Origin of the sequence: Variovorax sp. LG9.2 (genome assembly GCF_035018885.1) — a bacterium.
GTDB lineage: Bacteria > Pseudomonadota > Gammaproteobacteria > Burkholderiales > Burkholderiaceae_C > Variovorax.
The window spans coordinates 179,075-204,332 of the sequence record NZ_JASJXB010000005.1 but is presented as its reverse complement, the minus strand read 5'-3'; the positions used below and the strand labels follow the sequence as shown (position 1 = coordinate 204,332).

25 protein-coding genes are annotated in these 25,258 nt (G+C 64.8%); 6 read left to right on the top strand and 19 right to left on the bottom strand.

Translation table 11 applies throughout. From position 1 onward, the window contains the following. The first annotated feature begins 1 nt into the window (after position 1). Positions 2-931, top strand: a complete 930-nt coding sequence (locus QN413_RS07550; RefSeq protein ID WP_323495997.1) for a dihydrodipicolinate synthase family protein — start codon at positions 2-4, stop codon at positions 929-931. A 36-nt stretch (positions 932-967) separates the two neighbouring features. Here QN413_RS07550 and QN413_RS07545 read toward each other — a convergent pair whose 3' ends face one another. The 7 genes from QN413_RS07545 to mltG form a co-directional block, all read right to left on the bottom strand. Then, positions 968-1,789 (bottom strand): 2-keto-4-pentenoate hydratase, encoded by an 822-nt coding sequence (locus tag QN413_RS07545; RefSeq protein ID WP_323495996.1) that lies wholly within the window; start codon positions 1,787-1,789, stop codon positions 968-970. A gap of 14 nt (positions 1,790-1,803) precedes the next feature. Then, complete coding sequence (locus tag QN413_RS07540) at positions 1,804-2,505, bottom strand: ankyrin repeat domain-containing protein (protein ID WP_323495995.1); 702 nt, start codon at positions 2,503-2,505, stop codon at positions 1,804-1,806. Beyond that, complete coding sequence (locus QN413_RS07535) at positions 2,502-3,320, bottom strand: TatD family hydrolase (protein WP_323495994.1); 819 nt, start codon at positions 3,318-3,320, stop codon at positions 2,502-2,504. The genes QN413_RS07540 and QN413_RS07535 overlap by 4 nt, the downstream gene beginning before the upstream one ends. Positions 3,321-3,389: 69 nt before the next feature. Further along, positions 3,390-3,788 (bottom strand): PilZ domain-containing protein, encoded by a 399-nt coding sequence (locus QN413_RS07530; RefSeq protein WP_323495993.1) that lies wholly within the window; start codon positions 3,786-3,788, stop codon positions 3,390-3,392. Continuing rightward, positions 3,785-4,834, bottom strand: coding sequence for a DNA polymerase III subunit delta' (locus tag QN413_RS07525; RefSeq protein WP_323495992.1), 1,050 nt, complete (start codon positions 4,832-4,834; stop codon positions 3,785-3,787). Before QN413_RS07525 ends, QN413_RS07530 begins: the two co-directional genes overlap by 4 nt. Further along, positions 4,831-5,508 carry a dTMP kinase gene (gene tmk / locus QN413_RS07520; protein ID WP_323495991.1) on the bottom strand — a complete coding sequence of 226 codons (678 nt, stop codon included), beginning with the start codon at positions 5,506-5,508 and terminating at the stop codon, positions 4,831-4,833. The genes QN413_RS07525 and tmk overlap by 4 nt, the downstream gene beginning before the upstream one ends. Then, entirely contained in the window at positions 5,505-6,503 is a 999-nt protein-coding gene (gene mltG / locus QN413_RS07515) for an endolytic transglycosylase MltG (protein WP_323496065.1), read from the bottom strand. The genes tmk and mltG overlap by 4 nt, the downstream gene beginning before the upstream one ends. A 51-nt stretch (positions 6,504-6,554) precedes the next feature. Here mltG and QN413_RS07510 point away from each other — a divergent pair, with 51 nt between their 5' ends. Together QN413_RS07510 and QN413_RS07505 are read left to right on the top strand one after the other, a co-directional pair. Beyond that, the gene (locus tag QN413_RS07510) at positions 6,555-7,481 is read left to right on the top strand and encodes a folate-binding protein (protein ID WP_323495990.1); all 927 of its coding nucleotides are present in this window, start codon (positions 6,555-6,557) and stop codon (positions 7,479-7,481) included. A gap of 72 nt (positions 7,482-7,553) precedes the next feature. After that, the gene (locus QN413_RS07505) at positions 7,554-8,327 is read left to right on the top strand and encodes an SGNH/GDSL hydrolase family protein (protein WP_323495989.1); all 774 of its coding nucleotides are present in this window, start codon (positions 7,554-7,556) and stop codon (positions 8,325-8,327) included. Here QN413_RS07505 and QN413_RS07500 read toward each other — a convergent pair. From QN413_RS07500 to QN413_RS07480, 5 genes are all read right to left on the bottom strand, one after another. After that, entirely contained in the window at positions 8,306-8,995 is a 690-nt protein-coding gene (locus QN413_RS07500; protein ID WP_323496064.1) for a substrate-binding domain-containing protein, read from the bottom strand. The two genes, QN413_RS07505 and QN413_RS07500, sit on opposite strands and share 22 nt — an antisense overlap. Before the next feature lie 118 nt (positions 8,996-9,113). Next, entirely contained in the window at positions 9,114-10,121 is a 1,008-nt protein-coding gene (locus QN413_RS07495) for a tripartite tricarboxylate transporter substrate binding protein (protein ID WP_323495988.1), read from the bottom strand. Continuing rightward, entirely contained in the window at positions 10,118-11,428 is a 1,311-nt protein-coding gene (locus QN413_RS07490) for a gallate dioxygenase (RefSeq protein WP_323495987.1), read from the bottom strand. The genes QN413_RS07495 and QN413_RS07490 overlap by 4 nt, the downstream gene beginning before the upstream one ends. A 13-nt stretch (positions 11,429-11,441) precedes the next feature. After that, positions 11,442-12,143 carry a 4-carboxy-4-hydroxy-2-oxoadipate aldolase/oxaloacetate decarboxylase gene (gene ligK, locus QN413_RS07485; RefSeq protein WP_323495986.1) on the bottom strand — a complete coding sequence of 234 codons (702 nt, stop codon included), beginning with the start codon at positions 12,141-12,143 and terminating at the stop codon, positions 11,442-11,444. A 2-nt stretch (positions 12,144-12,145) separates the two neighbouring features. Beyond that, on the bottom strand, positions 12,146-13,171 hold the full coding sequence (locus QN413_RS07480; protein ID WP_323495984.1) for an amidohydrolase family protein: 1,026 nt from the start codon (positions 13,169-13,171) through the stop codon (positions 12,146-12,148). Between the two features lie 198 nt (positions 13,172-13,369). On the opposite strand from QN413_RS07480, the gene QN413_RS07475 reads away from it, so the two are divergent. Continuing rightward, entirely contained in the window at positions 13,370-14,713 is a 1,344-nt protein-coding gene (locus tag QN413_RS07475) for a LysR family transcriptional regulator (protein ID WP_323495983.1), read from the top strand. Between the two features lie 28 nt (positions 14,714-14,741). Here QN413_RS07475 and QN413_RS07470 read toward each other — a convergent pair whose 3' ends face one another. Together QN413_RS07470 and QN413_RS07465 are read right to left on the bottom strand one after the other, a co-directional pair. Then, complete coding sequence (locus QN413_RS07470) at positions 14,742-15,650, bottom strand: YbgC/FadM family acyl-CoA thioesterase (RefSeq protein WP_416352153.1); 909 nt, start codon at positions 15,648-15,650, stop codon at positions 14,742-14,744. Further along, entirely contained in the window at positions 15,647-16,591 is a 945-nt protein-coding gene (locus QN413_RS07465) for an alpha/beta hydrolase (protein ID WP_323495982.1), read from the bottom strand. Before QN413_RS07465 ends, QN413_RS07470 begins: the two co-directional genes overlap by 4 nt. A gap of 118 nt (positions 16,592-16,709) precedes the next feature. On the opposite strand from QN413_RS07465, the gene QN413_RS07460 reads away from it, so the two are divergent. Further along, a complete protein-coding gene (locus QN413_RS07460; RefSeq protein ID WP_323495981.1) occupies positions 16,710-17,846 on the top strand; it encodes an iron-containing alcohol dehydrogenase in 1,137 nt (378 codons plus the stop codon). A gap of 29 nt (positions 17,847-17,875) precedes the next feature. Here QN413_RS07460 and QN413_RS07455 read toward each other — a convergent pair whose 3' ends face one another. The 3 genes from QN413_RS07455 to QN413_RS07445 form a co-directional block, all read right to left on the bottom strand. After that, complete coding sequence (locus tag QN413_RS07455) at positions 17,876-18,949, bottom strand: patatin-like phospholipase family protein (RefSeq protein ID WP_323495980.1); 1,074 nt, start codon at positions 18,947-18,949, stop codon at positions 17,876-17,878. Positions 18,950-19,008: 59 nt separating this feature from the next. Next, the gene (yjjJ, locus tag QN413_RS07450; RefSeq protein WP_323495979.1) at positions 19,009-20,388 is read right to left on the bottom strand and encodes a type II toxin-antitoxin system HipA family toxin YjjJ; all 1,380 of its coding nucleotides are present in this window, start codon (positions 20,386-20,388) and stop codon (positions 19,009-19,011) included. A gap of 109 nt (positions 20,389-20,497) precedes the next feature. After that, entirely contained in the window at positions 20,498-22,873 is a 2,376-nt protein-coding gene (locus QN413_RS07445) for a Tex family protein (protein WP_323495978.1), read from the bottom strand. Between the two features lie 126 nt (positions 22,874-22,999). Here QN413_RS07445 and QN413_RS07440 point away from each other — a divergent pair, with 126 nt between their 5' ends. Beyond that, positions 23,000-23,563 carry a hypothetical protein gene (locus QN413_RS07440; protein WP_323495977.1) on the top strand — a complete coding sequence of 188 codons (564 nt, stop codon included), beginning with the start codon at positions 23,000-23,002 and terminating at the stop codon, positions 23,561-23,563. A gap of 52 nt (positions 23,564-23,615) precedes the next feature. On the opposite strand, the gene QN413_RS07435 is transcribed toward QN413_RS07440, so the two are convergent. Together QN413_RS07435 and QN413_RS07430 are read right to left on the bottom strand one after the other, a co-directional pair. Then, complete coding sequence (locus QN413_RS07435; RefSeq protein ID WP_323495976.1) at positions 23,616-24,209, bottom strand: DJ-1/PfpI family protein; 594 nt, start codon at positions 24,207-24,209, stop codon at positions 23,616-23,618. 41 nt (positions 24,210-24,250) lie between these two features. Continuing rightward, positions 24,251-25,198: a substrate-binding domain-containing protein gene (locus QN413_RS07430; protein WP_323495975.1), complete on the bottom strand. Its 948-nt coding sequence runs from the start codon at positions 25,196-25,198 to the stop codon at positions 24,251-24,253. Positions 25,199-25,258: the final 60 nt, after the last annotated feature.

Sequence of the window (25,258 nt, the reverse complement as noted above, 5' to 3'; positions counted from 1 at the left end):
TATGACATCGACAAAATCCAGGCGCTATGAAGGCGTGTTTCCCGTGGTCCCGACCACCTTCACCGAGCAGGGCGAGCTGGACCTGGAAAGCCAGAAGCGTTGCGTCGATTTCATGATCGACGCGGGCTCCGATGGCCTGTGCATCCTGGCGAATTTCTCGGAGCAGTTCGTGCTCTCCGACGAGGAGCGCGAGGTGCTCACGCGCTGCATCCTCACGCATGTGGCGGGCCGCGTGCCGGTGATCGTCACCACCACGCACTACGGCACGCGCATCTGTGCCGAGCGCTGCCGCCGCGCGCAGGATGCAGGCGCCGCCATGGTGATGGTGATGCCGCCGTACCACGGCGCCACGCTGCGGGTGCCAGAGGCACAGATCTTCGAGTTCTATGCTGCGCTGTCCGATGCCATCGACATCCCGATCATGATTCAGGACGCGCCGGTCAGCGGCACCGTACTGTCGGCGCCTTTCTTGGCGCGCATGGCCCGGGAGATCGAGCATGTGCGCTACTTCAAGATCGAGACGGCTGGCGCGGCCTCCAAACTGCGAGAGCTGATCAAGCTCGGCGGCGATGCGATCGAAGGCCCGTGGGACGGCGAAGAAGCCATCACTTTGCTGCCCGACCTCGACGCCGGCGCAACCGGCTCGATGACCGGCGGTGGCTATCCGGACGGCATCCGCAAGATCATGGATGCCTGGCGTGCCGGACAGCGCGACGATGCGGCAACCGCCTACCAACAATGGCTGCCGCTCATCAACTACGAGAACCGCCAAGGCGGCATCCTCACCGCGAAGGTGCTGATGCAGGAAGGCGGCGTCATCGCCTGCGAGGCACCGCGCCATCCCTTCCCTGCGATGCATCCTGCAGTGCGCGCAGGGCTGCTGGAGTCTGCTCGCAGACTGGATCCATTGGTGCTGCGCTGGGGGCGTTAGGCCCGTGTCTTGGGAATGGTCTCGACCCACTCGAAGTCATCCGGCGTCGACCTGCACCTCGACCGAACCCAGCCCTGAAACCTCGAAGCGGAAACGCCCCGACGTGCTCGGGAACTTGGTGGTGACCATGCTGCCCGTCATCACGATGTCGCCGCTCCGCAGACTGCCTCCGCTCGCAGCGAGATGCTCGGCCAGCCACACCACCGACAGCAGCGGATTGCCGAGCACGTCGGCGCCGCGTCCGGTATCGAGGACGCTGCCGTCTTCGGTAATGACGCTGCCTTCGACCGACGCCAGATCAGGCCAGCTCGACTGGAAGGTGCCTACGACGATGCCGGCGTTCCAGGCGTTGTCGGCAACCAGCGAGAGCATGTCGAGCGTCTTGTAGTCGCAACCCCGGTCGTCCACGATTTCGATGGCCGGCGCGACACCGTCGATGGCCGCAACGACTTCCGCGAGCGTGACGGGTTGACCAGAACGATCGGACGGCGCCAGATCGCGACCGATGCGCACCGCGATCTCGAACTCGATGCCGAAGCGGCCGTAAGCCGAAGGCTTGAGCACGGCGCCCGAAGCATGAACGCGGTCGGCGAACACGACGCCCGCTACGGGCGTGTCGATGCCGCACATCGCCTGCATGGCGGTCGATGTCAGGCCGATCTTGTAGCCAGCGCGTGAAACGGCGCGGCTCGCTGAACGGAGGGCGTTGAAACGGTCCTGCACGCGGTACGCATCGGGCATCGTCCGAATGCCGCGGGCGGCGGCGAAGGGCTCGAAGCGGCGGCTGTCGGCGTGCTGCTTCGTGAGCCATTCGGCGACGTCTTGCGCTGCGGGGAAGTCCGTTTGTTCTGTCTCCATTGCTGATCCTTGCTTCACCACTTCCCCTCGGTGGCCGCTGGCTTGTCGACAGGGGTTGCCGGCGGCCTCACAACCGGCTTGGCCAGCATCGCCGCGGTGATCAGCCCGACCGCGTCTGGCCGCCTGCCGCGCTGCGCGAAGTCCAGGGCCGTCATGCCCTGCTGGTTCTTCATCGCAGTGTCGGCACCTTCGTCGAGCAGCAGTTTCACGCTGTCCGACGAGCCGTACATCGCGGCCATCATCAGCGGCGTGGTGCCGTTGGGCGACTGCGCGTCGATGAAGGCAAAGGCCTCGAGCAGCTTCTTCATGATCTCGACGTTGCCGCCAGAGGCCGCATAGTGCAACGGCGTCCAGCCCGGTTTATTGACGTCGGCATCGCGAGCCATCAGCTTGGCGACGATGTCCTGCTGGCCTTTGAGCGCCGCCATCATCAGCGGACTTTCGTCCTGCGCGTTGCGAGCTTCGACGTTGGTTTTGGGCGAAGCGATCAGTACCTCGATGACGCGCGGCGATGGCTCGCGCATGGCGATCAACAGGCCGGTCTGGCCTTTTTCATCCTTGGTGTTGGGGTCGAAACCGCGTTTTATCAGATCGGAGACGCCGCTTGCGTTGTCGCCACGCACAGCCCTGAAAAAGTCATCGAACGAGCCAGCATGCGCTGAAAAAGAACAATAGAAACCAACAAGATACAGCGCTTGTTTAAAGTGATACTTCATTTAAAGACGGCGGCTTTGGCACCGCTGAAAAGAGTTTCGAAATTGTCGCTCGTGGCCTTGGCGATGGCTTCGATCGGCAGTTGCCGCAACGCTGCGATCTGCCGGGCCACGAAAGGCACATACGACGGGTTGTTGGTCTTGCCGCGGTACGGTACCGGGGCGAGGTAGGGGCTGTCGGTTTCGATCAGCATGCGATCGAGCGGGACGAAGGCGGCCACGTCGCGAAGGTCTTGCGCCTTCTTGAAGGTCAGGATGCCGGAGAACGAAATGTAGAAACCGAGGTCGAGGGCGGCGCGCGCCACCTCGGCCGTTTCGGTAAAACAATGGAAGACGCCGCCGGCGGCATTTCCGGTGGCGTCTTCGCCCTCCTCCTTCAGGATCGCCAGCGTGTCGGCCGAGGCTTCGCGGGTGTGGATCACCAGCGGCTTGCGCGTTTGCTGCGCGGCGTGGATGTGCACGCGAAAGCGATCGCGCTGCCATTCCATGTCGGCGACGCTGCGGCCGCCCTTGCGCTCTTCCATCTGGTAATAGTCGAGCCCGGTTTCGCCGATGGCGATGACCTTTGGCAAGGCGGCGCGCTCGACCAGATCGGCGACGCTCGGCTCGGCGATGTCTTCGTTGTCCGGATGCACGCCGACGCTGGCCCAGAAGTTGTCGTAGCGCGCAGCCAGTGCCTGGACTTCGGCGAACTCTTCAAGGGTGGTGCAGATGCAGAGCGCCCGATCGACCTGCGCTTCGGCCATGGCCGCGCGGATCTGCGGCATCTGCTCGGTGAGTTCGGGGTACGTAAGGTGGCAGTGCGAGTCGGTGAACATGCCCCGATTGTCGCCAACCGCAGAAGACCGCGCCGATCACCGCGACGCTGATGGCGCGGGTCGGCGCGCTTAGATCGTTTGCGTAGCGCGGTCGGATGCCATCGTGCCGCCGAGCGCTTCTTCGATGCGCGCCTTGAGCTGGCGCGACTTGTCGTCCGACGGAAAGCGGATGCCGACGCCCGGTGATCGATTGCCGGCCGCGCGTGCCGGTGTGATCCAGGCGACCTTGCCGGCCACCGGATAGCGCTGCGGATCGTCCGGCAGCGTGAGCAGCACATAGACATCGTCGCCCAGCCGGTACTCGCGCGAGGTCGGGATGAAGATGCCGCCTTCGGCGAACAGCGGAATGTAGGCCGCGTACAGCGCGCCCTTTTCCTTGATCGCCAGTTGGATGACGCTGGGCCGGGCCGGGCCTGTCGCTGCCGTGCCGCTGAACCCGGCGGATGGTGGAATGAAGGGTGTATTCATGGGCGTTGTGCGGCGGAGTTTAGGGTGCTTCGTGCTTCGCTCACAAGGGCCTCGAGCATCAAGCCGGCGTTGAACGGATGATCCGCGGTTTTTGCCGCATTCGCGAGCGACTTCGACCAGCGCGCCAACGCGATGTGCGAGGGCACTGCCGGCAGGTCGGCCGTCTCGAAGAAACGGGGCGCGGCACCGCAGCCCGTGGCCATCAGGTCGTGACACACCTTTTGCAGCGCGTCGATGGCCTGCGCGGGTGCATGGTCCGCAAGCGCACTGACATCCCCTCGCAGCATGGCTTTGGGAAACAACGACCAGGCCTTCGGCGAGCGACCGCTTTGCGCCAGCCGCAGCGCATTCGAAGGCCGGCCGCCGGCCGCACGCAACAGGCCAGCGACATCGGCATCCGGCACGCCGTGCGCGACCATCCAGGCGTGGGCGTCCGACGCCTCCGGCCACGGCAGCGTGAAGCCGAGGCAGCGACTGCGAATGGTCGGCAGCAGCTGCCACGCGGCCTCGCTGGCGAGCACGAAGCGGATATCGCCGACCGGCTCTTCCAGCGTTTTCAGCAGTGCGTTGGCCGTGATGTGGTTCATGCGCTCGGCCGGATACACCAGCACGACCTTGCCGCGACCGCGTGCGCTGGTGCGCTGGGCAAAGCCGACCGCGTCGCGCATCGCCTCGACCCGGATCTCGCGGCTCGGCTTGCGTTTTTTATCGTCGATGTCGGACTGCGACTTTTCGTCCAGCGGCCAGCCGAGTTCCATCATCGCGACCTCCGGCATCAGCACGCAGAGGTCGGCGTGGGTACGAACCTCGATAGCGTGGCAGCTGGTGCAGTGGCCGCAGGCGGTGCCGTCATCCTTGGGCTCCTCGCACAGCCAGGCCGAGGCGAGCGCCAAGGCGAGTTCGTACTGGCCGAGTCCCGATGCACCTTGCAGCAGCCAGGCGTGGCCGCGTTGTCGAAGCAGATCGGCGAGCGGCACGCGCAACCAGGGCGACAGAACGGGTGCTGGGTTTCCGACACCGGTAGCGACAGGTTTTTGGGTGCTCATATCGATGCGCCCGTACTTCTGGTGATGAGTCCGCGATCGAACAATGCGGCCTCGATCTGCTGCCAGACCTGGTCGCGCCCCTGGCTGGCGTCGATGCGAACGAAGCGCTCGGCGCCTGCTGCGCGCTCGGCATAGCCCGCTGCCACGCGCCGGAAGAATTCGACCGGCTGCGACTCGAACTTGTCGGGCACGCGGGCGCCAGCCAGGCGCTCTGCGGCGATGGCGGGGGCCAGGTCGAACCAGAGCGTGATGTCGGGCTGCAAGAGTGCGTTGCCTGCACTGCTCGCCCCGCCCAAATCCGCGCGACCGCCTTGCACCCAACGCTCCAGCGTCGACAGCACCGTCGTATCGAACCCGCGCCCCGCTCCCTGATAGGCGAAGGTCGCATCGGTGAACCGATCGCACAGCACTACATCGCCACGTGCCAGCGCAGGCTCGATCACCTTCAGCACATGATCACGTCGCGCCGCGAAGACCAGCAGGGACTCGGTCAGCGCATCCATCGGCTGCTCGAGGATCAGGCCGCGCAGCGTCTCCGCGAGCGGCGTGCCGCCAGGCTCTCGCGTGCGCGTTATGGTGCGGCCCTGTGCCTTGAACAGAACTGCCAGCGCATCGATGTGGCTGGATTTCCCGGCGCCGTCGATGCCCTCCAGCGTCAAAAACAAACCGCTCATTGACCGCCTCTCTGGTACTTGTTGACCGCGCGGTTGTGCTCGTCGAGCGAACTGCTGAACTGGCTCGTGCCATCGCCGCGCGAAACAAAATAGAGCGACCGGCTGCGCGCCGGTTGCACCGCGGCAAGCAAGGCGGCCTTGCCCGGCATCGCGATCGGCGTGGGCGGCAAGCCGGTGCGAAGGTAGGTGTTCCAGGGCGTGTCGGCCTGCAGATCGCGCTTGCGCAGGTTGCCGGCGAAGCCCGTGCCGAGCCCGTAGATCACGGTCGGGTCGGTCTGCAACGGCATGCCGACGCGCAGCCGATTCGCGAATACCGCCGCGATTTCGGCGCGATCATTGGCTTTGCCTGTCTCTTTTTCGACAATGCTTGCCAGGATCAGTGCCTCATCGGCCGATTTCAGCGGCACATCGGTGGCGCGGGCGGCCCAGGCGGCTTCCAGCTTTTTGTCCATGGCGCGCATTGCCCGTTGCAGCAGGGCGACGTCGGTCGATCCCTTGGAATAGGTGTAGGTGTCGGGAAAGAAGCGGCCTTCAGGGTGCACGCCGGGTTTGCCGAGTTTGACCATCAGGGCGTCGTCGGTGAGGCCCATCGTGTCGGCCTTGAGTTGTTCGGACTTGGCCAGCGCCGAGCGCACCTGCCGGAAGTTCCAGCCTTCGACCAGCACGACGCTTCGCGTGGCTTCTTCTCCGCGCACCAGCACCGCGAGCAAGGTGCGTGGCGTGAGCCCGCGTTCCAACTCGTAGCTGCCCGCCCGAATCTGCCGGTCTTGCCCCGAAAAGCGAAACCACCAGTAAAGCAATTGCGGCTGGACTTCGACGCCGGTGTCTGCCACGGCTTGTGCGATGCCACGCGGCGTGGTGCCCGGTTCGACCGACAGATCGACCGAAGGCGCCGGTAACTTGAGTGGCTGGTTGACCCACCACAAAGCCCACGCGCCGGCCCCCAGCGCAACGAAGGCGCCCAGCAGAAAAATAGTCAGAAAAAAGCGTCGCATGGGTTGGCCCTGCAGGTCGAGCGGAACAGGGTCGGCCATGATAATTCAGCCATGACCTCTGTCGTTCTCAATGGGGTAACCCCCGCGCTCTCCACCCTCGGCGTCATCCGTGCCGAAGGCCCCGACGCCGCCAGCTTCTTGCACGGCCAGCTGACGCAAGACTTCGCGCTCCTCGGCGCGGGCGAAGCGCGCCTCGCAGCGCTGTGCACCGCAAAGGGTCGGATGATCGCCAGCTTCATCGGTATCAAGCCGCAGCCCGAAACCATCCTGCTGGTGTGCAGCAAGGACATCCTGGCTGCAACGCTCAAGCGCCTGTCGATGTTCGTGATGCGCGCCAAAGCCAAGCTGACGGATGCAAGTGCTGAGTTCGTTGTTTACGGTCTGGCTGGCACTGCGATTGCCGGCAACGGCGGTGATCCGGCCGCAGCGCCCGGCCAGCGCGCCGCGTTGACCGAGGTCAGCCTGGTGTCGCTCTACCCCTCCGACGGCGTGCCGCGCGCGTTGTGGATCGCACCGTCCGACAGCGCTGCGCCCACCGGCACACCGCTCGACTTGGGCCTCTGGCAATGGAGCGAAGTCCGCAGCGGCATCGTGACCTTGACCACGCCGGTGGTCGAAGCTTTCGTGCCGCAGATGCTCAACTACGAGTCGGTCGGCGGGGTCAACTTCAAGAAGGGCTGCTACCCCGGCCAGGAGATCGTGGCGCGCAGCCAGTTCCGCGGCACGCTGAAGCGCCGCGCTTACTTGGTTCAGGCCGATGGCGCGGTCGCAGTCGGCGACGAGGTGTTCGGCGCGTCGGATGCAGAACAATCCGTCGGGACCGTCGCGCAAGTCGCGCCAGCGCCCGACGGCGGCTGGTCGGCGTTGATCTCGATGCAAATCGCCGCGCTGGACGCCGGTGGTCTGCACGCCGGCACTGCGAGCGGGCCGGCGCTCACAGTCGAGCCGTTGCCGTACCCGCTGCTCGAAGACATTTAACGCGTCGCGCCTGGCGACCTTTCGGATGCCTGTCGCCAATATTCCTCTTCATTTGGACATGAGCATGGGCGCATGGACACATGGGAAAACTCGCGGCGCCCGGCGCTTGAACTTCACGCGCTGGGGCGTCGGGCTTATGTTCAGTGGTTCGCGCTGACGGGCAGCTTTCTTCTACTCCTCGGCCTGCAAGGCTGCTTCTTCAATGCGCCCCGGCTCGCAGCGTGGGAGCTCGGGGCGACCGGCCAACTGCCAGATTGCTCGGTCGCCCTCTACGGCGACTCCATCCTTTGGGGCGCCCACAACGGCCTGAACCGCTGGCCCGATCCACCCGGCATGATGCTCCGGCGACTGCGCCCCAGATATGGAGTCACGGACCGCACGATGCCCGGCGCGAGCGCATATGCCGAGGCCATGAAGTTCACGAACATCCATCTTGCGAGCCGCATCGTCGTCCTGCAATACGGCATGAACGATGCCGGCAAAGGCTACCCTTACGAAGCAGCGCTGCGGGCCATGGTCCTGCATGTCAAGGCGCAACGCCGCACGGCGGTGATCACTGGCATTTCGAATGTTGTCGGCGGCATGGCCCTGCGCGACGAGTACGACACCACAGCGCGGCGCGTTGCAGCAGAGACCGCCGTCGAGTTCGCCGATTGGAGCCAGGTCGACTTCGACCCCGCCGACATGGCGGACCCGGTGCATCCTGGGGAGGCGTACTCGGCGCGGCTGACCCAACGGCTCGCCGAAACGCTCGACCGGGTGGCGCCTGAGTGCCGCGGTGGTAGCGTCGTCGTCCCGGTCGAGTTGAGCCGCGCGTACCCCGATCAGACCGCGGCCATGCCGTGACGTCGCTTGGCGTCCGTCGCATCGGCGGACGCCAGGAAGCGGATCAGATCACCAACGGCAGCCGGCTGCTGCCCGCCTGCGAGCGGCGCCGCCGAAAAGACGGTCGTGATGCGCGCCTCCGGTGGCATCGGGCCGATCAGCTGGATTCCTTGGATCCCGATCATCTCGCTCATTTGCTGAAACCCCAATGTGGCCGCACCGCTCACGAGCAATGTTCCGACAGGCACGCCGGGCGATGCCTGCACCAGCCTCCCCTTCACTTCCGCTGCGATGCCCCAGCGCTCGAACAGCGCCATGAGCTCGACGCCGCTCGGGCCGGTCGAATAACCGATACGGTCCGCGCCCAGCACCGCACTTCGCAGTGCTTCAGCCGTCGCAATATTCGGCTGCCCGGCGCCGACGCGCACCGCGACGCCGACATCCGATCGGAACAGGTCGGCCTTGCCGCTGCCGTCCAGCTTGCCGTTGGCGATCAGTTTGTCGATCGCCTTCGAGTCGAGTACCGCCAGGTCGAAGCGCTCCCCTTCGTCGATACGCCGCGCGGCGTCGACGCCACCCACCGACACGAAAGACACCGGCACGCCGGAACGCTTCGAAAAGGCTTCGGCCAGGTCGGCAAGCAAGGCACGGGACGCCATGGAAGAGATGCCGCGAATGGTGGTCGTCATGGCGTCATTGAGGGGTAAGGGGCGCGCAGCGACCTGGGCATCCGCGGCACGTGTTGCCAAAGCCAGCGCGCCTGCGAGCGCAGAGATGCAGGCCTTGCGTCGATGCATGGGTGGCATCTCAATCGGGCTTGATGTGCGCATCCCGGATCAGCTTGCCGTAGCGCGCGGAATCGACCTTGAGCAAGGTCTCGAACTGCTCCGTGGGCCCTGGTAACGGTATGCCTCCGGCCGCAGCCAGCTGATCGCGAACTTCCGGCGATGCGATCGCCTTTTGCACCGCGTCATGCAGCTTTGCGATGATGGGCTTGGGCAGGCCTGCCGGCGCGACGAAGCCATACCAGACACTGGCCTCGAAGCCTGGATAGCCCGACTCGGCCACGGTGGGCACGCCGGGCAGCACCGCCGAACGCTCGGCGCTCATCACGGCCAGCACCTTGAGCTTGCCGGCCCGGGCCAGCGGCAACGCTTCGAGCGCGTTGATGGCGACCACGTCGACATGGCCGCCCATCACGTCGGTGATGGCCTGTGCGCCACCCTTGTACGGCACATGGCGGAGGGAGAGCCCCGCGGTGTGCTGGAAAAGTTCCATTGCCAAATGCGGTGTAGAGCCGTTGCCCGGCGTGGCGACGGTCAGGCTGCCGGGCTTGGCCTTGGCCGCTGCGATGAGCTCCGGCAAGGTCTTGATGGCGGAACCCTCGCTGGTCGCAAAGACGACCGGCACGCGGCCGACCAGCGAGATCGGCGTCACTTCACGGTCTAGGTCGTACGGGGCCGGCTCGAAAAGCGACGGATTCACCGCCAGCGCGTTGGCCGCCAGCAGCAAGGTGTACCCGTCGGGCGTACTGGTGATCAGCGACTTCACCGCGATGTTGGTGCCGGCGCCCGGCTTGTTCTCGACGATGACAGGCTGGCCCAGCACAGCGGACATCCGCAGGCCGACCGAACGCGCGATGGCATCGACCGCGCCGCCGGCGCTGTAGCCGACGAGGATCTTGATGGGCTTGGAAGGATAGGCGTCCGCAGCCAACGCGGCGGTCGCGATGCCGAGCGAAGTGCCAAGCACCAACAAACCGGCGACGGCGAGCCAGGGGCGGCGAAGAAGATGACGACGAAAAAGTTGATTCATGGCTTGTCGGTGGGTTGAGGAACCTTGCTATCCCAGGCTTGCGGTGCGGCGTCTTTGCCGGCGACCGAATAGAGCGCGCCGGGCGCGTTACGCGTCTGCTGGAAATCTTCCAGCGACTGTCCGCGCATGGCGGCGTAGATATGCAGGTTGGAGACGCCGATCACCGCGCCCAATTTCTCCAGCATGAAAAAGATGACGCCGTAGTGGATGAGGCCGCGCCAGTCGCGGCCTCGCACCAGATCCCGTTCTTGCGCGGTCAGGCGCGCCGCCTCGAACGCGGCATCCTCGTCGGCCAGAAACGCCGAGCGATGCGCGGGCTGCGTCATGCCGTGAAGGAACTTGTTCAGCCGGTAGGCGCGAACGCTGGTCTCCAGCGTGAAGGGGTGCGTGCCGTCCAGCGCCTCGATGCCGGCAAGCTGCTCGTCGATGTGACGGCGGTGGCGTTCGACCCCGCCGCCGATCGGTGCGCTCGCCAGGTTTTCGTAGATGACGGTGGCGATGCCCGTCATCGAAGGCAGGTAGTAGGTTTGGTGCACCTTTTTCACGTTGGACGACAGTGCACCGCGCATGACCAGCCACATGATCACTTCGGCTCCCTCCATGCCACCCAGCGCGGCGAGCTCGGCCTGGGTCATCTCGGTGAGCCGCACCGGGTCGTTCTCGATGAGGTCGAGAAACTGCGCGTCCCATGCCGTGTTGTTGAAGCCGGCCCGCTCGCCATGCACCTGGTGCGACAGGCCGCCGGTGGCGACGATCACGACCTTCAGGTCTTCCGGGTAGCTCTCGATGGCGCGCCGCAACGCCTGGCCGAGTCGCCAGCAACGCCGCGCCGAGGGCACCGGCGACTGCAGTACGCCGACCTGCAAGGGCACCACCGGGATCGGCCACGCGGGCTCGTGCGCGCACAGCAACGACATCGGCGAGAACACGCCGTGGTCGAGAGCCCGGTCCTGGAAGAACGACATGTCGAACTCGTCGGCCACCAGCGAACGGCCGATGTGTTGCGCCAACGCCGGATGGCCTGCAAGCGCCGGCAGGTCGCGTTCACCGCCACCTTCGTCCGCGACCGCATGCCGCTCCCCAACGCCAAGCGCGAATGCCGAATAGTGATCGAAGAAGAACGAGCTGACGTGGTCGTTGTAGATGAAGAAAAGGACGTCTGGCGCGCTGTCCACCAGCCAGCGCTGCACGGGCGCAAAGGCTTCGAAGATGGGCGCCCACACCGGGTCTTGCTGCTTCTTCTTGTCGAAGGCGAAGCCGATGGTGGGAGTGTGCGAACAGGCGACGGCGCCGATGATGCGAGCCATGCAAGCGCTCCTGTCAGTCGATGTAGCGCAGGCCGGCCTTGGCCAGGGGCTCGCGCATGGCGTACATGTCCAGGCCGAGTTCGCCCCTGGCGAAGCGGGCGCGTTTGTCCGTTTCGTTGGTCTCGCGCTTTTCAGCCGCATCGGCCACCTGCATCGCGAGCGAGGCCGGCACCACGACCACGCCATCGATATCGGCAATGACGACATCGCCCGGGTGCACCATGGCGCCCGCGCAGACCACGGGCACGTTGACCGATCCGAGCGTCGACTTGATGCAGCCCTTGGCGTGGATTGCACGGCTGAACACCGGGAAGTTCATTGCGGCGAGGTCGCGCACATCGCGCACACCGCCGTCGATTACCAGGCCCTTGCAGCCGCGCGCCTGGAACGAGGTGGCGAGCAAGTCGCCGAAGAAGCCGTCGGTGCTGTCCGTGGTGCAGGCCGCGACAACCACGTCGCCGGGCTGAATCTGCTCGGCCGCGACATGCATCATCCAGTTGTCCCCGGGTTGCAGCAGCACGGTGACAGCCGGGCCGCAGAAGCGCGCGTCCGGGTAGATGGGGCGAATGCGGGGCTGCATCAGGCCGAGGCGGCCCAGCGCCTCGTGCACCGTCGACACACCGAAGCGCGAAAGCTTCTCGACTGCGGCCGGGTCGGCGCGCGTGATGTTGCGATGAACGACGCCGAGTTGCTGGAGCGTGTGCGTGATTGACATGATCAAAGTCCTTTCGCGGCGAGCGCACGGTCGAGCCGCGGGAAGACGCGGCGCGCATTGCCTTCGTAAATCTGCTTGCGGGCGGTCGTGTCCAGCGAAGAGGCTTCGATGTAGCGCTTGGTGTCGTCGAAGTAGTGCCCCGTCTCGGGGTCGATGCCACGCACCGCGCCGATCATCTCGCTGGCGAACAGGATGTTGTCGACCGGTATCACCTTGGTCAGCAGGTCGATGCCCGGCTGGTGGTAGACGCAAGTGTCGAAGAAGATGTTCTTCAGCAGATGGTCTTGCAGCAACGGCTTCTTCATCTCCTGCGCCAGGCCGCGAAAGCGGCCCCAGTGGTACGGCACCGCGCCGCCGCCATGCGGGATGAGAAAGCGAAGCGTCGGAAAATCCTTGAACAGGTCCGAGGTGAGGCACTGCATGAAGGCGGTGGTATCGGCATTCAGGTAGTGCGCGCCGGTGGTGTGAAAGCACGCATTGCAGCTGGTGCTGACGTGAATCATCGCGGGGATGTCGTACTCGACCATCTTTTCGTAGATCGGATACCAGTGCCGATCCGACAAGGGCGGCGAAGTCCAGTGACCGCCTGAAGGGTCTGGATTCAGATTGATGCCGACGGTGCCGAATTCACGCACGCAGCGGTCCAGCTCGGGGATGCAGGTCGAGGGGTCGACGCCTGGCGACTGCGGCAGCATGGCCACCGGGACGAACGCGTCGGGAAAGAGCTGCGACACCCGAAAGCAGAGTTCGTTGCAAATCGCGGCCCAGGTCGAAGACACCTCGAAGTCGCCGATGTGATGCGCCATGAAACTGGCACGCGGCGAGAAGAGCGTGAGGTCGAGGCCGCGCTCGCGCATCAATCGCAGCTGGTTGCTTTCGATGGACTCGCGCAGTGCGTCGTCGCTGATGCGCAGCTCCGAAGCACGCGGCATGGACGTGCCGTCGCGGAGGGCGCCGATCTGCCGGTTGCGCCAATCTTCCAGAGCTTTGGGCGCCGTGGTGTAGTGGCCGTGACAGTCGATGATCATGTGGGCTAATCCGTCGAGATGCTGCGGGGTTGAGGGAGATGGGGTGCCGACGCAATGCATGGCTTGCCACGACGGCGAGTATGTCGGCGAGCCCCCGCGAGCGCGATGCATTCGACTTGATCTGACACCAGACTTCTTTATCAAAACGGGTTTACCCTGACGCGCAATGCGAATGCCATCAAGGCGACAATTCGCGAAATGAAGCCGACGCGGCAACGCTACAAACTTATCGACGACGCCCGCACCGACGCTGAGGTCGACACGCACTTCGATGCGCTGGACATCAACCTGCGCCACCTTCGGGTTTGCCTCGCCGTCGCAACGGCCGGCAGCGCTGCAGGTGCAGCGGAAAGTCTTTACCGCGTGGCTTCTGCGGTGACGCGCTCCATCACCGAACTGGAACACGCGCTCGGTCGCCCGCTGTTCGATCGCCGCGCCCGCGGGATGACGTTGAACTCCTATGGGGAACTCGTGATGGCGCGTGCACGGCGCATCGAGCAAGTGTTCGCGGAGGCCGGAGGCCAGCTCCTGGCACGGGGCTGCATCGCAGCCTCGGTGGACGTTCGCTCGCGCTTCGCCACGATCCTCAATGGCCGGCGACTGGCGGTCATCGCGACCCTGGTCGAGAAGCGAAACATGGCACTGGTTGCGCGCGAGTTCGGTATCACGCAGCCAGCGATCAGCAGCGCACTGAAAGATCTGGAAGACGGTCTCAGCACCCCGTTGCTGGAACGCGGTGCGCGCGGTATGCGACCGACTCCGGCGGGCGACATCGTGGCTTTCCACTTCAAACGGGCGCTTGCCGAACTGCGCCACGTCGGGCCTGACCTCGCAGCCAGCGAAGGCACGCTGCGAGGCAGCATCCACATCGGCGCCCTGCCGCTCGGCCGCACGCAAATCCTGCCGCTCGCCATTGCATCGCTGTTGCGACGCCACCCGCACTTGCACGTGGCCACAGTTGAAAGCCCGTACGACGCCCTGGTGGCGTCGCTGCGCAACGGCGACATCGACTTCATCCTCGGCGCGCTGCGCGGGGAGGCCAGGGATCTTCAGCAAGAGGCGCTGTTCGAAGACCGCATTTCGGTGATCGCACGTGCAGGTCACCCACTCGCAGGCGGTTCACGCATCGACTTCGATGCGCTGCGTCAGGCGCGGTGGGCGCTCTCACGGCAAGGGTCACCCTCGCGCGAACTGCTCGAGCGGTTTTTCTCCGGCGCAAGGCAGGTCCCGCCTGCCCCCGCCGTGGAAACTGGCGATCTCGCGGTGCTGCGCGGTCTGCTCCTGGAGAGCGACATGCTGACCGCCCTCTCCCCGCACCAGCTGCGCTACGAAATCCGTGACGGCAGTCTGGTGGTGCTGGATTTCCCGCTTGAAGCGACACGCCGCAAGATTGGCATCACGCAACGGCTCGGTGCGTTCCCGTCTCCTGGCGCTCGGGCATTGATGGATGAAATCGCCTTGCTGATCGCGCGGTCGCCGGATTTTTCGGCTGACGCGCGCTACCGTTGCAGCCGGTGGCGCAATCACATCGGCCGCCGCTGATGCGGTCCGCTTCGGCTACTCCGCAGTGTCAGAGCACGCGACGCATCTCGATGTGCGCGATGCCCGCCTCGTCGAACGGCGCACCCGACACCGCATAGCCGAGCTGCCGATAGAAGGCCTCCGCACTGCGTTGCGCGTACAGCGTCAGCGCACGATCACCCCGCGCTCGGGCAGCGTCTTCCAGTGTCTTCATGACCGCGGCGCCGTGCCCGCCGCCGCGCAGCGTGCGATGCACCGCCATGCGACCGATGCGTCCGACGCCCTCTGACGCCGGGAGCAATCGTCCGGTCGCGATCACCTGGCCGAGCCGGTTGCGCGACACCGCGTGCAACGAGCTTTCGTCATGGTCGTCCCACTCGTCTTCCTCTGTGATCTTCTGTTCCTCGATAAAGACGACGCGACGCAACGCGCTGGCAGCTTCGCACAGCGTCGACCAGTCGCCGGTCTGCATGGCATGCACCGCGCCACCGGCCTCGTAGTCGGTAAAGAGCTGGCGCAATACCGGAGGCACCGGCTTCGATGTTTGCGTCGCCGGGTCCGCAAAGACGTACACCAGCTCGCAGGTGACCAGCAATTCATCGCCGCGGAATAGCCCGCCATGAAACACGATCGACGAGGTGCCGACGCGCGCGCACTTCATGGCGACATCGAGCACGTCGTCCATGCGCGCCGACGCGGCGAATTCGATCGTCGCCTTGCGCACATAGAGGTCGCCGCCGAGCATCGGCATCGCCTCTTCGTAAGGCAGCGCCAGCGCGCGCCAGTAGTCGGCGATGGCGGTGTCGAAGTACATCAGGTAGTGCGCGTTGAAGACGATCTTCTGCATGTCGACTTCGGCCCAGCGCACGCGGAGGCGGTGAAAGAAGCGGAAGTCGTTGCGCTGCTCGTTCATCGGGTTCTTGATTTCGGTCATGGTCTCAGTCGGCGTTTTGGTCATGGTTCGAGTGCTTGTCTGAGTGCTTTTGCGGCGTCGTCCTGCGCTTGCAGCGCCTCGGGAATGGCGCGGCCCATCTTGATGAACTCATGGATCACGCCGCGATAGATTTCCAGGTCGACGGCAACGCCAGCGGCGCGCAGTTTGTCGGCATACGCCACGCCTTCGTCGACCAGCGGATCGCATTCGGCAAGGCCGATCCACGCCGGCGCCACCCCATCGACATCGTCGGCATTGAGCGGTGCGAAGCGCCAGTCGTCGCGATCGGCCGGCGTGCGCACGTACTGGCCGAAGAAGTAACTGATGAGCGACTCGGTCAGCAGCGGGCCGTCGGCGAACTTGCGATGCGACGGTGTGTCCTGGTGCGCCGTCATGCCCGGATAGATCAGCAGCTGCAATGCGAGCGGCAAGCCCGCGTCGCGTGCCAGGATGGCGCAAACCGCGGCCAGCGTGCCGCCAGCGCTGTCGCCACCGACCGCCATGCGGGCTGCGTCGAGGCCGAGCTTGGAACCCTGCCTTGCGATGAACTCGAAGGCGTCCCAGGCATCGTCCGCCGCGGTGGGGAACCTGTATTCGGGTGCGAGCCGGTAGTCGACCGACACCACCGCACAACCGCTCTTGCTGCTCAACACGCGGCAGAGCGTGTCGTGCGTCGCAATGCTGCCGACGGTGAAGCCACCACCATGAAAGTAGAGGAGCACCGGCAGCCTCTTTTTCGACGGCACAGCAATCGGCGCATACAGCCGCGCTGGCAAGTCGAATCCATCGCGTGCGGCAATCATGAAATCCTCTACGCGTGCCAGCTCAGGCTTGGGCACTTCGAGCACACCCGAGCCTTTTTCATAGGCCGCCTTCGCTTCTTCGGCGGACACCTGATCGAGCGGAGGATGCCCGGCCCGCGCCATGCGTTCGACCACGCCCGCCATCTTCGGCGTGAGCCTCATGCGCGGGTTCCTGAAGCTTCATACGCGACAGCGGCAAGGGTTTTTTGCGTGTGCAAGACTCTCTCCTGTTGTTAGATTGGGCGGCTCGAATCCTACCGTCCGCACGCAAACCCGCTCTATGTCCCTCATCCAGTACCTCACCACGATCCAGTTCGAATTCGGCGCCATCAAGCTGTTGAGCAGCGAGTGCGCGCGCATCGGTATCAATCGGCCGCTGATCGTCACCGACGCCGGGGTCCGTGCAGCCGGCGTGCTGCAAAAAGCGCTCGATGCGCTGGGCGATCTCGATGTCGCGGTGTTCGACCAGACACCTTCCAACCCGACCGAAGCCGCCGTGCGCGCCGCTGTCGAGATGTACCGCGCGCACCGCTGCGACGGCCTCATCGCCGTCGGCGGCGGCTCGGCCATCGACTGCGCCAAGGGTGTCGCCATCGCAGCCACGCATGAAGGTCCGCTCAAGACATACGCGACCATCGAAGGCGGCTCGCCCAAGATCACCGATGCGGTGGTGCCGCTGATCGCCGTGCCGACCACCAGCGGCACCGGCAGCGAAGTGGCGCGCGGCGCCATCGTCATCGTCGACGACCATCGCAAGCTCGGCTTCCACAGCTGGTTCCTGATGCCCAAGGCGGCCATTTGCGACCCGGAGCTCACGCTCGGCCTGCCGCCACGCCTGACTGCCGCGACCGGCATGGACGCCATCGCGCACTGCATGGAAACCTTCATGTCGGCCGCCTTCAATCCGCCGGCTGACGGCATCGGGCTCGACGGCCTGGAGCGCGCCTGGCTGCACATCGAGCGTGCCACCAAAGACGGCAGCGACCGCGAAGCACGGCTCAATTTGATGAGCGCGTCGATGCAGGGCGCCATGGCGTTTCAGAAGGGGTTGGGTTGCGTGCACTCGCTCAGCCACAGCCTGGGCGGAGTCGATCCACGGCTGCACCACGGCACGCTCAACGCGCTCTTCCTGCCAGCGGTCATCCACTTCAACGCGGCGGCCGAATCGGTCCAGAAAGACCGGCGCCTGCAGCGTATGGCGCAAGCCATGCATCTCGAAACGGCCAGCGATCTTGGCAATGCGATTCGCGACATGAGCGCGCGCCTCGGCTTACCCAAGGGGCTGGCCGAAGTCGGCGTGAACCCTGATCAGTTCGAGAAGATCATCGACGGCGCAATGGCGGATCACTGTCATCTGACCAACCCACGCCGCGCCACGCGCGACGACTACCGCGAGATGCTCGAAGCCTCGATGTGAGCGCGATAAGCGCGCGGCATGAACGTGACCTAAAGCGGTAGCACTTCACCGATGTCGTCGTGCTGCAATCGCTCGGCGAGCTCGTCGGCCAGCCGCTGCGCCTCTCGCGTCGCCCGTCCCCAAGCGGCGATGCGTGCGGCAGGATCGTCGGCGAAGTGCACGAAGTCGTTGCGGTCGGGCAGCTTGCCGTTGGGCAGGCTCCTCACCCAATCGGCATCGGGCGCCAGCACGACCATGCGGTCCAGAAAGCCGGTCGGCTTGTGGCGCCACTTCAGGCTCTTGTCGAGCCAGCCCGGCACCACTGCGCGCTGAAAGTGCGGGTACAACACCAGGCCGTCGTCGGTCGGCTGGTAGTCGAGGTGCAGGTGGTAGTCGGTGATGCCGCCGTCCCAGTACGCGCCCGGTGGCGCACCCGGAATGTCGTGCACCGCCTCCAGCAAGAACGGGATCGAGCACGAAGCCTGGATCACCAGCTTGAAGTTGGCATCGCTCAGGTCGAGCCGGCGCGTCTTGAAATCGTTGGTGCCGAAGGGCAGCGCGGCCCCCGCCGTTGAAAACACGCAGCGCTCCAGCCATGCGCCCAGGCTCTTGCGGTGGATGCTGTTGGTGGCAAATGCAGCGAGGTAGCCGAAAGGCGTGCGCGCCCTGCCCTCGCGCCCGAGGATGTGCCGCCCGCGCGAGGTGACGACATGCAGCTTGTAGCGCGGGTGCTTCAGTACCTCACCGATGCGCCCGCCGAAGAAGGCCTTCAGGTTCTCGGAAAAGCGCTGGCTGACCTGGCGTGCCGTCAGGCGCTTTTGTCCCGGCGGCACGTCGAAGCGCTGCTGCACGTAGTCGTGCTCGAAACGCGCGAAGGCCTTGACCGGATCGTCCAGGCACGCGGTCGCGAGCCGCCAGGCGCCGATCGACGCGCCGACCAGGTTCACCGTTTGCGTTGACCGTGGCAGCCAATCGCCGAACAGAAAGCGGTCGATCGGCCCGAGGATCAAGCCCTTGGGGCCCCCAGCCGCACCGGGAATCGTGCGCACGTCTTTGGGCTTCAGGCCGTGGCGTTCGATATGGGCCCGGGCCACGGGGCCGGCGTAGATGCGCAGTGCTTTCATGTGATCGGATCATCAAGCAAGACGCGTGCGCCCTTTGCCCGTCGCTTGACGCAACGCCATCAAAGGCGGTCGCGTAACCGCATCAGTTCATCGACATTGCCGGCGCATATGGCACGGAAGTCGTTGCCGATGCGGCGGTCGGCAGCCGCTGCGCGCCAGAACGCGATGGCGGCCGCGCAAGCGACGAGCCACACCTCGCGTTGAGGTGGCAGCGGCAACACCGGCGACAGCTCACGCGCGGGCACTTCGCCACCCGCGAGCGGCGCATAGCGCATGGGCAGCATGTCGTAGAGCGGCGCCAAGGCGAACCGGCCCTGTTCCGGCCGAAAGCTCAAATTCCCGGTGTGCATGTCGGTGTTGCCGATGAGCCGGCCGAACCACCACAGATGCTGCACGCAGATTTCGTCTTCCGGTGTGACCAGATCGAGTGCCGCGAGTCGCGACATCAGCCGCGGCCATTCCATGGTGCTTTCGCCGATCAACTGGGCGTTGAGCACGTCGAGCGCGCACAGCGGACTGCGGCCGAACGCGCCTTGCCGGTCGAATCGTTCCACTTCCAGAAACGTGCGGCCACCGTGGACGAGCACGCGGCTCGCCGCGCAGACCACGCCCGGCATGGCGGAGGCGTGCAGCGACGCCAGGTGTTCGCACACCAGCAAGTCGGACCAGCGACGCACCGCCGCCGAGTGTTCGACGCCCGAGAACTTGACCAGCACGTGCGGCGTGGCGCTGCTGGCGAGTGTGCGTCGTGCGGTGAACTTGGGGAACTCGCCGGCGGCGCTGGAGCCTGCGACGCCCGCAGCCAGTGCGTGCCCGGCCAAATCAAGGTAGTGCTCGGCGATGCCGGATTCCGGCAATGGATCGATGGCGGCCGCCTTGGCAACGAGCCATTGTTCGCAGGCCGCTTCGCCGACGATCAGGTTGCCGCTCAGGTCGGTGCCGCGCTGGCTCATGACGAACAGCACGTCGTCGTCGCTCCACTCCAACGGGTTGGGCGCGACGGCCAGCGCCCTGTGCTCGATCTGCGCGAACTGTCGGCCCATGTAGCCTTGCGGACGCATTTGTTGCAGCGGATATGGCAGGCCGGCCCACCAGCCGTCGCGCGCTTCGTCCGGCACCGGCCACGGCGTACCGGCCAGATCCATCCAGCTGCCCTCCGGACGCAGCGGCACGAGTCGGGTTGCGGCATGCACCTGTCCTGCCTCGTCCACGGCATACACCGGTAACGGTGCACTGCTGCCGCGCAGCGGGCGAACCAAGGCGTAGCGTGCGCGGCGGGCCTTGCCGGCACTGACGGTCGCGTCGGCCAGCCGGTTCAGCAGCCGATGCACCGTCGGCACGCTGATCCGCAGGGCCGCCGAGAGATCATTGGCGCTGGCCGGCCCCCGCGCCAAAACGGCACGCAATTGTTCCGGGCTCGCCACCGAGGGAGTCGGCATTGCAATCAGAGAAGATCGATGAATTGATTCACATGAGTATTATTCAATGAAATCAATGGTTTAATCAACAATATGCGTTTGAGAAGAGAAGATTTATCGAGGGATTCGTTTATTTTCGCAGCCCTTGCAGCTTTGCAAATGCGCTCGCCATCTGACTGGCCGGTTGAGGCGCATTGTCTTTTCGCGAGCCCTGCTGCTGGCCGCGACCCGCTCCTTCGAACCGGTTGTCGCGCGGGCCGTCACGCCGCGCCGGCGCCGCATCCAGCCGCATCGACAGCGCGATGCGCTTGCGCACCGGGTCGACCTCCATCACCTTGACCCGCACGATGTCGCCGGTCTTGACGATCTCGCGCGCGTCTTCGACGAACTTGTTCGCCAACTGGCTCACATGCACCAGCCCATCCTGGTGCACGCCGATGTCGATGAAGGCACCGAACTGTGCGACGTTGCTCACCGTGCCTTCGAGGATCATTCCTTCGACCAAGTCCTTGATGTCTTCGACGCCGTCGTTGAAGCGCGCCACCTTGAAGTCAGGGCGCGGATCGCGGCCGGGTTTTTCGAGTTCGCCCAGGATGTCCTTGACGGTGATGACACCGAACTTCTCGTTGGCGAAGAGTTCTGGCTTGAGCGTCTTCAGCATGTCGGCACGGCCCATCAGCTCGCCTACGGCCAAGCCGGTCTTCACCATGATCTGCTCGACCAGCGGATAGGTTTCCGGGTGCACGCCGGTGATGTCCAGCGGGTTGCTGCCGCCGCGCACGCGCAGGAAGCCGGCACTCTGCTCGAAAGCCTTGGGGCCGAAGCCGGCGACTTCGAGCAGCTGCTTGCGGGTCGCGAAAGCGCCGTGCGCCTCACGCCACTTCACCACCGCCTTGGCCACGCTGCCCGACAACCCCGACACCCGCGCCAGCAGCGGCACGCTGGCGGTGTTGAGATCAACGCCGACAGAGTTCACGCAATCCTCGACGACAGCATGCAGCGTGCGCGCGAGTTCGCTTTGGTTGACGTCGTGCTGGTACTGGCCGACGCCGATCGCCTTGGGGTCGATCTTGACCAGCTCGGCCAACGGGTCTTGCAGCCGCCGCGCGATGCTGGCGGCACCTCGCAGGCTGACGTCGACATCGGGCATCTCCTGTGACGCGAGTTCACTCGCGGAATACACCGAAGCCCCCGCCTCGCTGACCACCACCTTGTCGATCGCCATCTCCGGCGCGCCAGCCTGCACGGCCATCTTGGCAAGTAGCTTGATGAGGTCGGCGGCGAGCTTGTCGGTCTCGCGACTCGCAGTCCCGTTGCCGATCGCGATCAGGTTGACGCCGTGCTTGGCGCACAGTTTGCCGAGCGTGTGCAGCGAGCCTTCCCAATCCTTGCGGGGTTCGTGCGGAAACACGGTGGCGGTTTCGACCAGCTTGCCGGTGGCGTCGACCACCGCGACCTTCACCCCTGTGCGGATGCCGGGGTCGAGGCCCATCACCACGCGCGGGCCGGCCGGTGCGGCCAGCAACAGGTCGCGCAGGTTGTCGGCGAAGACTTTGATCGCAACCTTTTCGGCGTCTTCGCGAAGGCGGGTGAACAGGTCGCGCTCGGTCGAGAGCGACAGCTTGACGCGCCATGTCCACGCTACGCACTTGCGCAGCAAGTCGTCGGCTGGCCGTGCACTGTGGCTCCAGCCCAGGTGCAGCGCGATCTTCCCTTCGGCGATCGACGGCTTGCCCGGCTCCGGCTCGACCGGCAACACCAGCTTGGCATCGAGCATCTCCAGCGTGCGGCCGCGGAACACCGCCAGCGCGCGGTGTGACGGCACCCGGCCGATCGGCTCGTCGTAGGCGAAGTAATCGCGGAACTTGGACACATCGACGTTGTGCTCGTCCTTGCCCGACATCAGCGTCGACTTGAACAGGCCTTCGCTCCAGAGCCACTCGCGCAGGCGCTGCACCAGCACCGCGTCTTCTGCCCAACGCTCCGACAGGATGTCGCGCACACCGTCGAGCACCGCCGGCACGGTGGAAAAATCCGGTCCCGGCTTGCCGTCGTCGAGCAGCGTCGCCGGCTTCAAAAAGGCCAGCGCCTCGGCCGCCGGGTTCCGCGTGGGGTCCGCGAACAGCATGTCGGCCAACGGCTCGATGCCGAACTCGCGGGCGATCTGACCCTTGGTGCGGCGCTTCTGCTTGAACGGCAGGTACAGGTCTTCCAGTTCCTGCTTGGTCGGCGCGAACTCGATGGCAGCGCGCAGTTCGGGCGTCAGCTTGCCTTGCTCGTCGATGCTTTTGAGCACCGCGGCGCGCCGGTCTTCCAGCTCCCTCAGGTAACTCAAGCGCGCTTCCAGCTCTCGCAGCTGGATGTCGTCGAGGCCGTCCGTGGCTTCTTTGCGATAGCGCGCGATGAATGGCACGGTCGCTCCGCCATCGAGCAGGTCGATCGCAGCCTTTATCTGGTGTTCACCGACCTTGATTTCGGCGGCGAGCTGGCGAATGATTTTTTGCATGTCTGAAGGGAGTCCCTGAGCGTGCGCCGCCAGCGGGGCCAGGGCGCGATTCGAGTGAAGCGCAGAAGTTTGCCATAGCGCTTTTTCCTGTCATGGCGCCTCCCGGGCGAGGCCCACAATGGTCTGGTGACGAGCCCGAAACCTTCGCCCGAACCACCACGCCAGCCGGTACCGCGTGCCGCTGCCGGCACACCGCTGTGGATGCTCCGAAAAGTGCTCCACGGGCTGCTGACCGCCATCTTGGTACCGGTGCTGCTTTTCGAGGAGTGGGGTTGGACACCGCTCGCCGATCTGGTCGGCCGTTTGACGCGTCTGCCGTTGTTGGCGCGCGTAGAGGACAAGGTGCGAAACCTGCCGCCATGGGGCGCGCTGCTGGTGTTTTTCGTTCCCGTGCTTCTGTTGCTCCCGGTCAAGGTCTTGGCCCTCTTCCTGTTCAGCGAAGGCCATGCGGTCAGTGGCTGCGCGGTGCTGATCGGTGCCAAGCTGATCGGCACGGCCATCGTCGCGCGCATCTTTCAGCTGGTCGAAACAGCGCTCATGCGCATCCCGCTTTTCGCCCGCTGGTATCCGCGCTGGAAGGGGTGGAAGAACCGAGTGCTGTACTCGGTTCGCGAAAGCGCTCCGTGGCGAGCGGTCCGCGCGTTTCAAGAGGCGACGCGCCAGCGCTGGCGCCGCTTCTGGCGCCTTTGAAACGCAGTCGCCGGCGAGCAGGGCTATTTCCAGCCCTGTTCTGCTCGGTGATTCAGGAGTGACGAATCTCTGTGCCCAACACCTTCAAGCATTCGCGAATAAAGGCTGCCAGCGCTGTCCAACCCTTCGCAGAAACCATAGTCCCGTCGACGTAAGCATCGGTTGGCGACAGGTCGATGTAAGTGCCACCGGCCAGGGTTACCTCCGGCTCGCAAGCGCCCAGAGCTGCCACTTTCTTGCCGCGCACGACCCCGTCGACCGCGATCAAAATTTGCACGCCGTGGCAGATGGTGAAGATCGGCTTCTTCTCTTCATGGAAGTGCCGCACCATGGCTTGGATGCGCTTGTCGGTGCGGATGTACTCCGGACCGCGGCCACCGGCGGCGTAGACGGCGTGGTATTGATCGAGTTGTTCCTGTGCCTCCGAGAACGTCTTGTTGATGGTGAAGTAATGACCCATTTTCTCGGTGTAGGTCTGATCGCCCTCGAAGTCGTGCAGCGACGTCTTGATCAAGTCGCCGGCTTTCTTGTCAGGGCAGACCACGTGGACGGTGTGGCCCACGGCCTCCATCGCCTGCTGGAATACGAAGATTTCGTATTCCTCGGTGAATTCGCCAGTAAGCATCAGGATTTTTTTTCCGGGCATGGTGTCATTCTTTCGGTTGATGATTGCTGCGTTGTGGGGAGTCAGAACGGCGAATCCGGAAAGTAATATTCCTTGGCGTTTTGCTTGGTGATGAGCGGCGCATCCAGTTTGACTGCACCACGCACGGGCGCCTGGGCTGCCAGGTTTGCCACCGTCAGATAGATCGCCGTCTTGATCATCGAAGGTGGATAAGGCGTCTCGACAGGCGTCACGGCGTCGCCGTCCATCACCTTCTTGATGATCTCCTTCATGCCATTGCCGCCCAGTGCGTACTTGATTTCCTTGCGGCCGGACTGCTTGATCGCTTCCAACACACCCAGGAGCATGTCGTCGTCGTTGGCCCACACGGCATCGATCTTCGGATACTTGGCCAGGTAGTCCTGCATCAGCTTGAAGGCCTGGTCACTGTTCCAGTTGGCGTACTGGATGTCCAGCACCTTGAGTTCAGTGCCCTTGATGGCATCCTGGAAGCCCTTTATGCGTTCCTCGTCGATCACGGTAGGAATTCCGCGCAACACAACCAAGTTGCCCTTACCTCCCAGTTTGTCGACCAGAAACTTTGCTGTGTTGCGGCCCACGGCGATGTTGTCGCCGGCAACGTACAAGTCCTGTATCGAAGGATCGTTGAGACCACGATCGACGACGGTGATGAACGCGCCCTTGCCCTTGACCGACTTCACCGGGCCGGAGAGTTCTTCTGAACTGAAAGGCAGGATGACCAGGGCCGCAAGGTTGCGACTGGCCGACAGATCCTCCAGTGCGCTGACTTGAGCCGAAGCCGAGGGAGAGGTCTTCACCACGACGTCGATGCCCGGAAAGGCTTTGTTGATTTCCTTGGCTGCAGCTTGCGCGTGGTAAACAACGCCGGCCGTCCAGCCATGGTCTGCCGCCGGAATCGACACCGCCACCGTCTTCTTCTGTGCATGCGCTCCGCCCGCCGCCAACAGCGCACCCAGCGCCAAGCCCGCGATCCACTTTGTCTTGAACATGTTTGTCTCCGTACTTATGTAGATTTGAAAACTGCATGGACCCCCACACCGCTGCCTCGT

What these genes read in the sequence shown, in the direction of transcription:
- QN413_RS07535 (WP_323495994.1), bottom strand. Translation starts at nt 3,320, where the DNA reads ATGTTCACCGACTCGCACTGCCACCTTACGTACCCCGAACTCACCGAG.
- QN413_RS07525 (WP_323495992.1), bottom strand. Translation starts at nt 4,834, where the DNA reads ATGAGCACCCAAAAACCTGTCGCTACCGGTGTCGGAAACCCAGCACCC.
- QN413_RS07435 (WP_323495976.1), bottom strand. Translation starts at nt 24,209, where the DNA reads ATGCCCGGAAAAAAAATCCTGATGCTTACTGGCGAATTCACCGAGGAA.
- QN413_RS07475 (WP_323495983.1), top strand. Translation starts at nt 13,370, where the DNA reads ATGAAGCCGACGCGGCAACGCTACAAACTTATCGACGACGCCCGCACC.
- mltG (WP_323496065.1), bottom strand. Translation starts at nt 6,503, where the DNA reads ATGCGACGCTTTTTTCTGACTATTTTTCTGCTGGGCGCCTTCGTTGCG.
- QN413_RS07470 (WP_416352153.1), bottom strand. Translation starts at nt 15,650, where the DNA reads ATGACCAAAACGCCGACTGAGACCATGACCGAAATCAAGAACCCGATG.
- QN413_RS07490 (WP_323495987.1), bottom strand. Translation starts at nt 11,428, where the DNA reads ATGGCTCGCATCATCGGCGCCGTCGCCTGTTCGCACACTCCCACCATC.
- QN413_RS07495 (WP_323495988.1), bottom strand. Translation starts at nt 10,121, where the DNA reads ATGAATCAACTTTTTCGTCGTCATCTTCTTCGCCGCCCCTGGCTCGCC.
- QN413_RS07480 (WP_323495984.1), bottom strand. Translation starts at nt 13,171, where the DNA reads ATGATCATCGACTGTCACGGCCACTACACCACGGCGCCCAAAGCTCTG.
- QN413_RS07445 (WP_323495978.1), bottom strand. Translation starts at nt 22,873, where the DNA reads ATGCAAAAAATCATTCGCCAGCTCGCCGCCGAAATCAAGGTCGGTGAA.
- yjjJ (WP_323495979.1), bottom strand. Translation starts at nt 20,388, where the DNA reads ATGCCGACTCCCTCGGTGGCGAGCCCGGAACAATTGCGTGCCGTTTTG.
- QN413_RS07455 (WP_323495980.1), bottom strand. Translation starts at nt 18,949, where the DNA reads ATGAAAGCACTGCGCATCTACGCCGGCCCCGTGGCCCGGGCCCATATC.
- tmk (WP_323495991.1), bottom strand. Translation starts at nt 5,508, where the DNA reads ATGAGCGGTTTGTTTTTGACGCTGGAGGGCATCGACGGCGCCGGGAAA.
- QN413_RS07550 (WP_323495997.1), top strand. Translation starts at nt 2, where the DNA reads ATGACATCGACAAAATCCAGGCGCTATGAAGGCGTGTTTCCCGTGGTC.
- QN413_RS07465 (WP_323495982.1), bottom strand. Translation starts at nt 16,591, where the DNA reads ATGAGGCTCACGCCGAAGATGGCGGGCGTGGTCGAACGCATGGCGCGG.
- QN413_RS07430 (WP_323495975.1), bottom strand. Translation starts at nt 25,198, where the DNA reads ATGTTCAAGACAAAGTGGATCGCGGGCTTGGCGCTGGGTGCGCTGTTG.
- QN413_RS07460 (WP_323495981.1), top strand. Translation starts at nt 16,710, where the DNA reads ATGTCCCTCATCCAGTACCTCACCACGATCCAGTTCGAATTCGGCGCC.
- QN413_RS07545 (WP_323495996.1), bottom strand. Translation starts at nt 1,789, where the DNA reads ATGGAGACAGAACAAACGGACTTCCCCGCAGCGCAAGACGTCGCCGAA.
- QN413_RS07530 (WP_323495993.1), bottom strand. Translation starts at nt 3,788, where the DNA reads ATGAATACACCCTTCATTCCACCATCCGCCGGGTTCAGCGGCACGGCA.
- ligK (WP_323495986.1), bottom strand. Translation starts at nt 12,143, where the DNA reads ATGTCAATCACGCACACGCTCCAGCAACTCGGCGTCGTTCATCGCAAC.
- QN413_RS07540 (WP_323495995.1), bottom strand. Translation starts at nt 2,505, where the DNA reads ATGAAGTATCACTTTAAACAAGCGCTGTATCTTGTTGGTTTCTATTGT.
- QN413_RS07510 (WP_323495990.1), top strand. Translation starts at nt 6,555, where the DNA reads ATGACCTCTGTCGTTCTCAATGGGGTAACCCCCGCGCTCTCCACCCTC.
- QN413_RS07505 (WP_323495989.1), top strand. Translation starts at nt 7,554, where the DNA reads ATGGACACATGGGAAAACTCGCGGCGCCCGGCGCTTGAACTTCACGCG.
- QN413_RS07500 (WP_323496064.1), bottom strand. Translation starts at nt 8,995, where the DNA reads ATGACGACCACCATTCGCGGCATCTCTTCCATGGCGTCCCGTGCCTTG.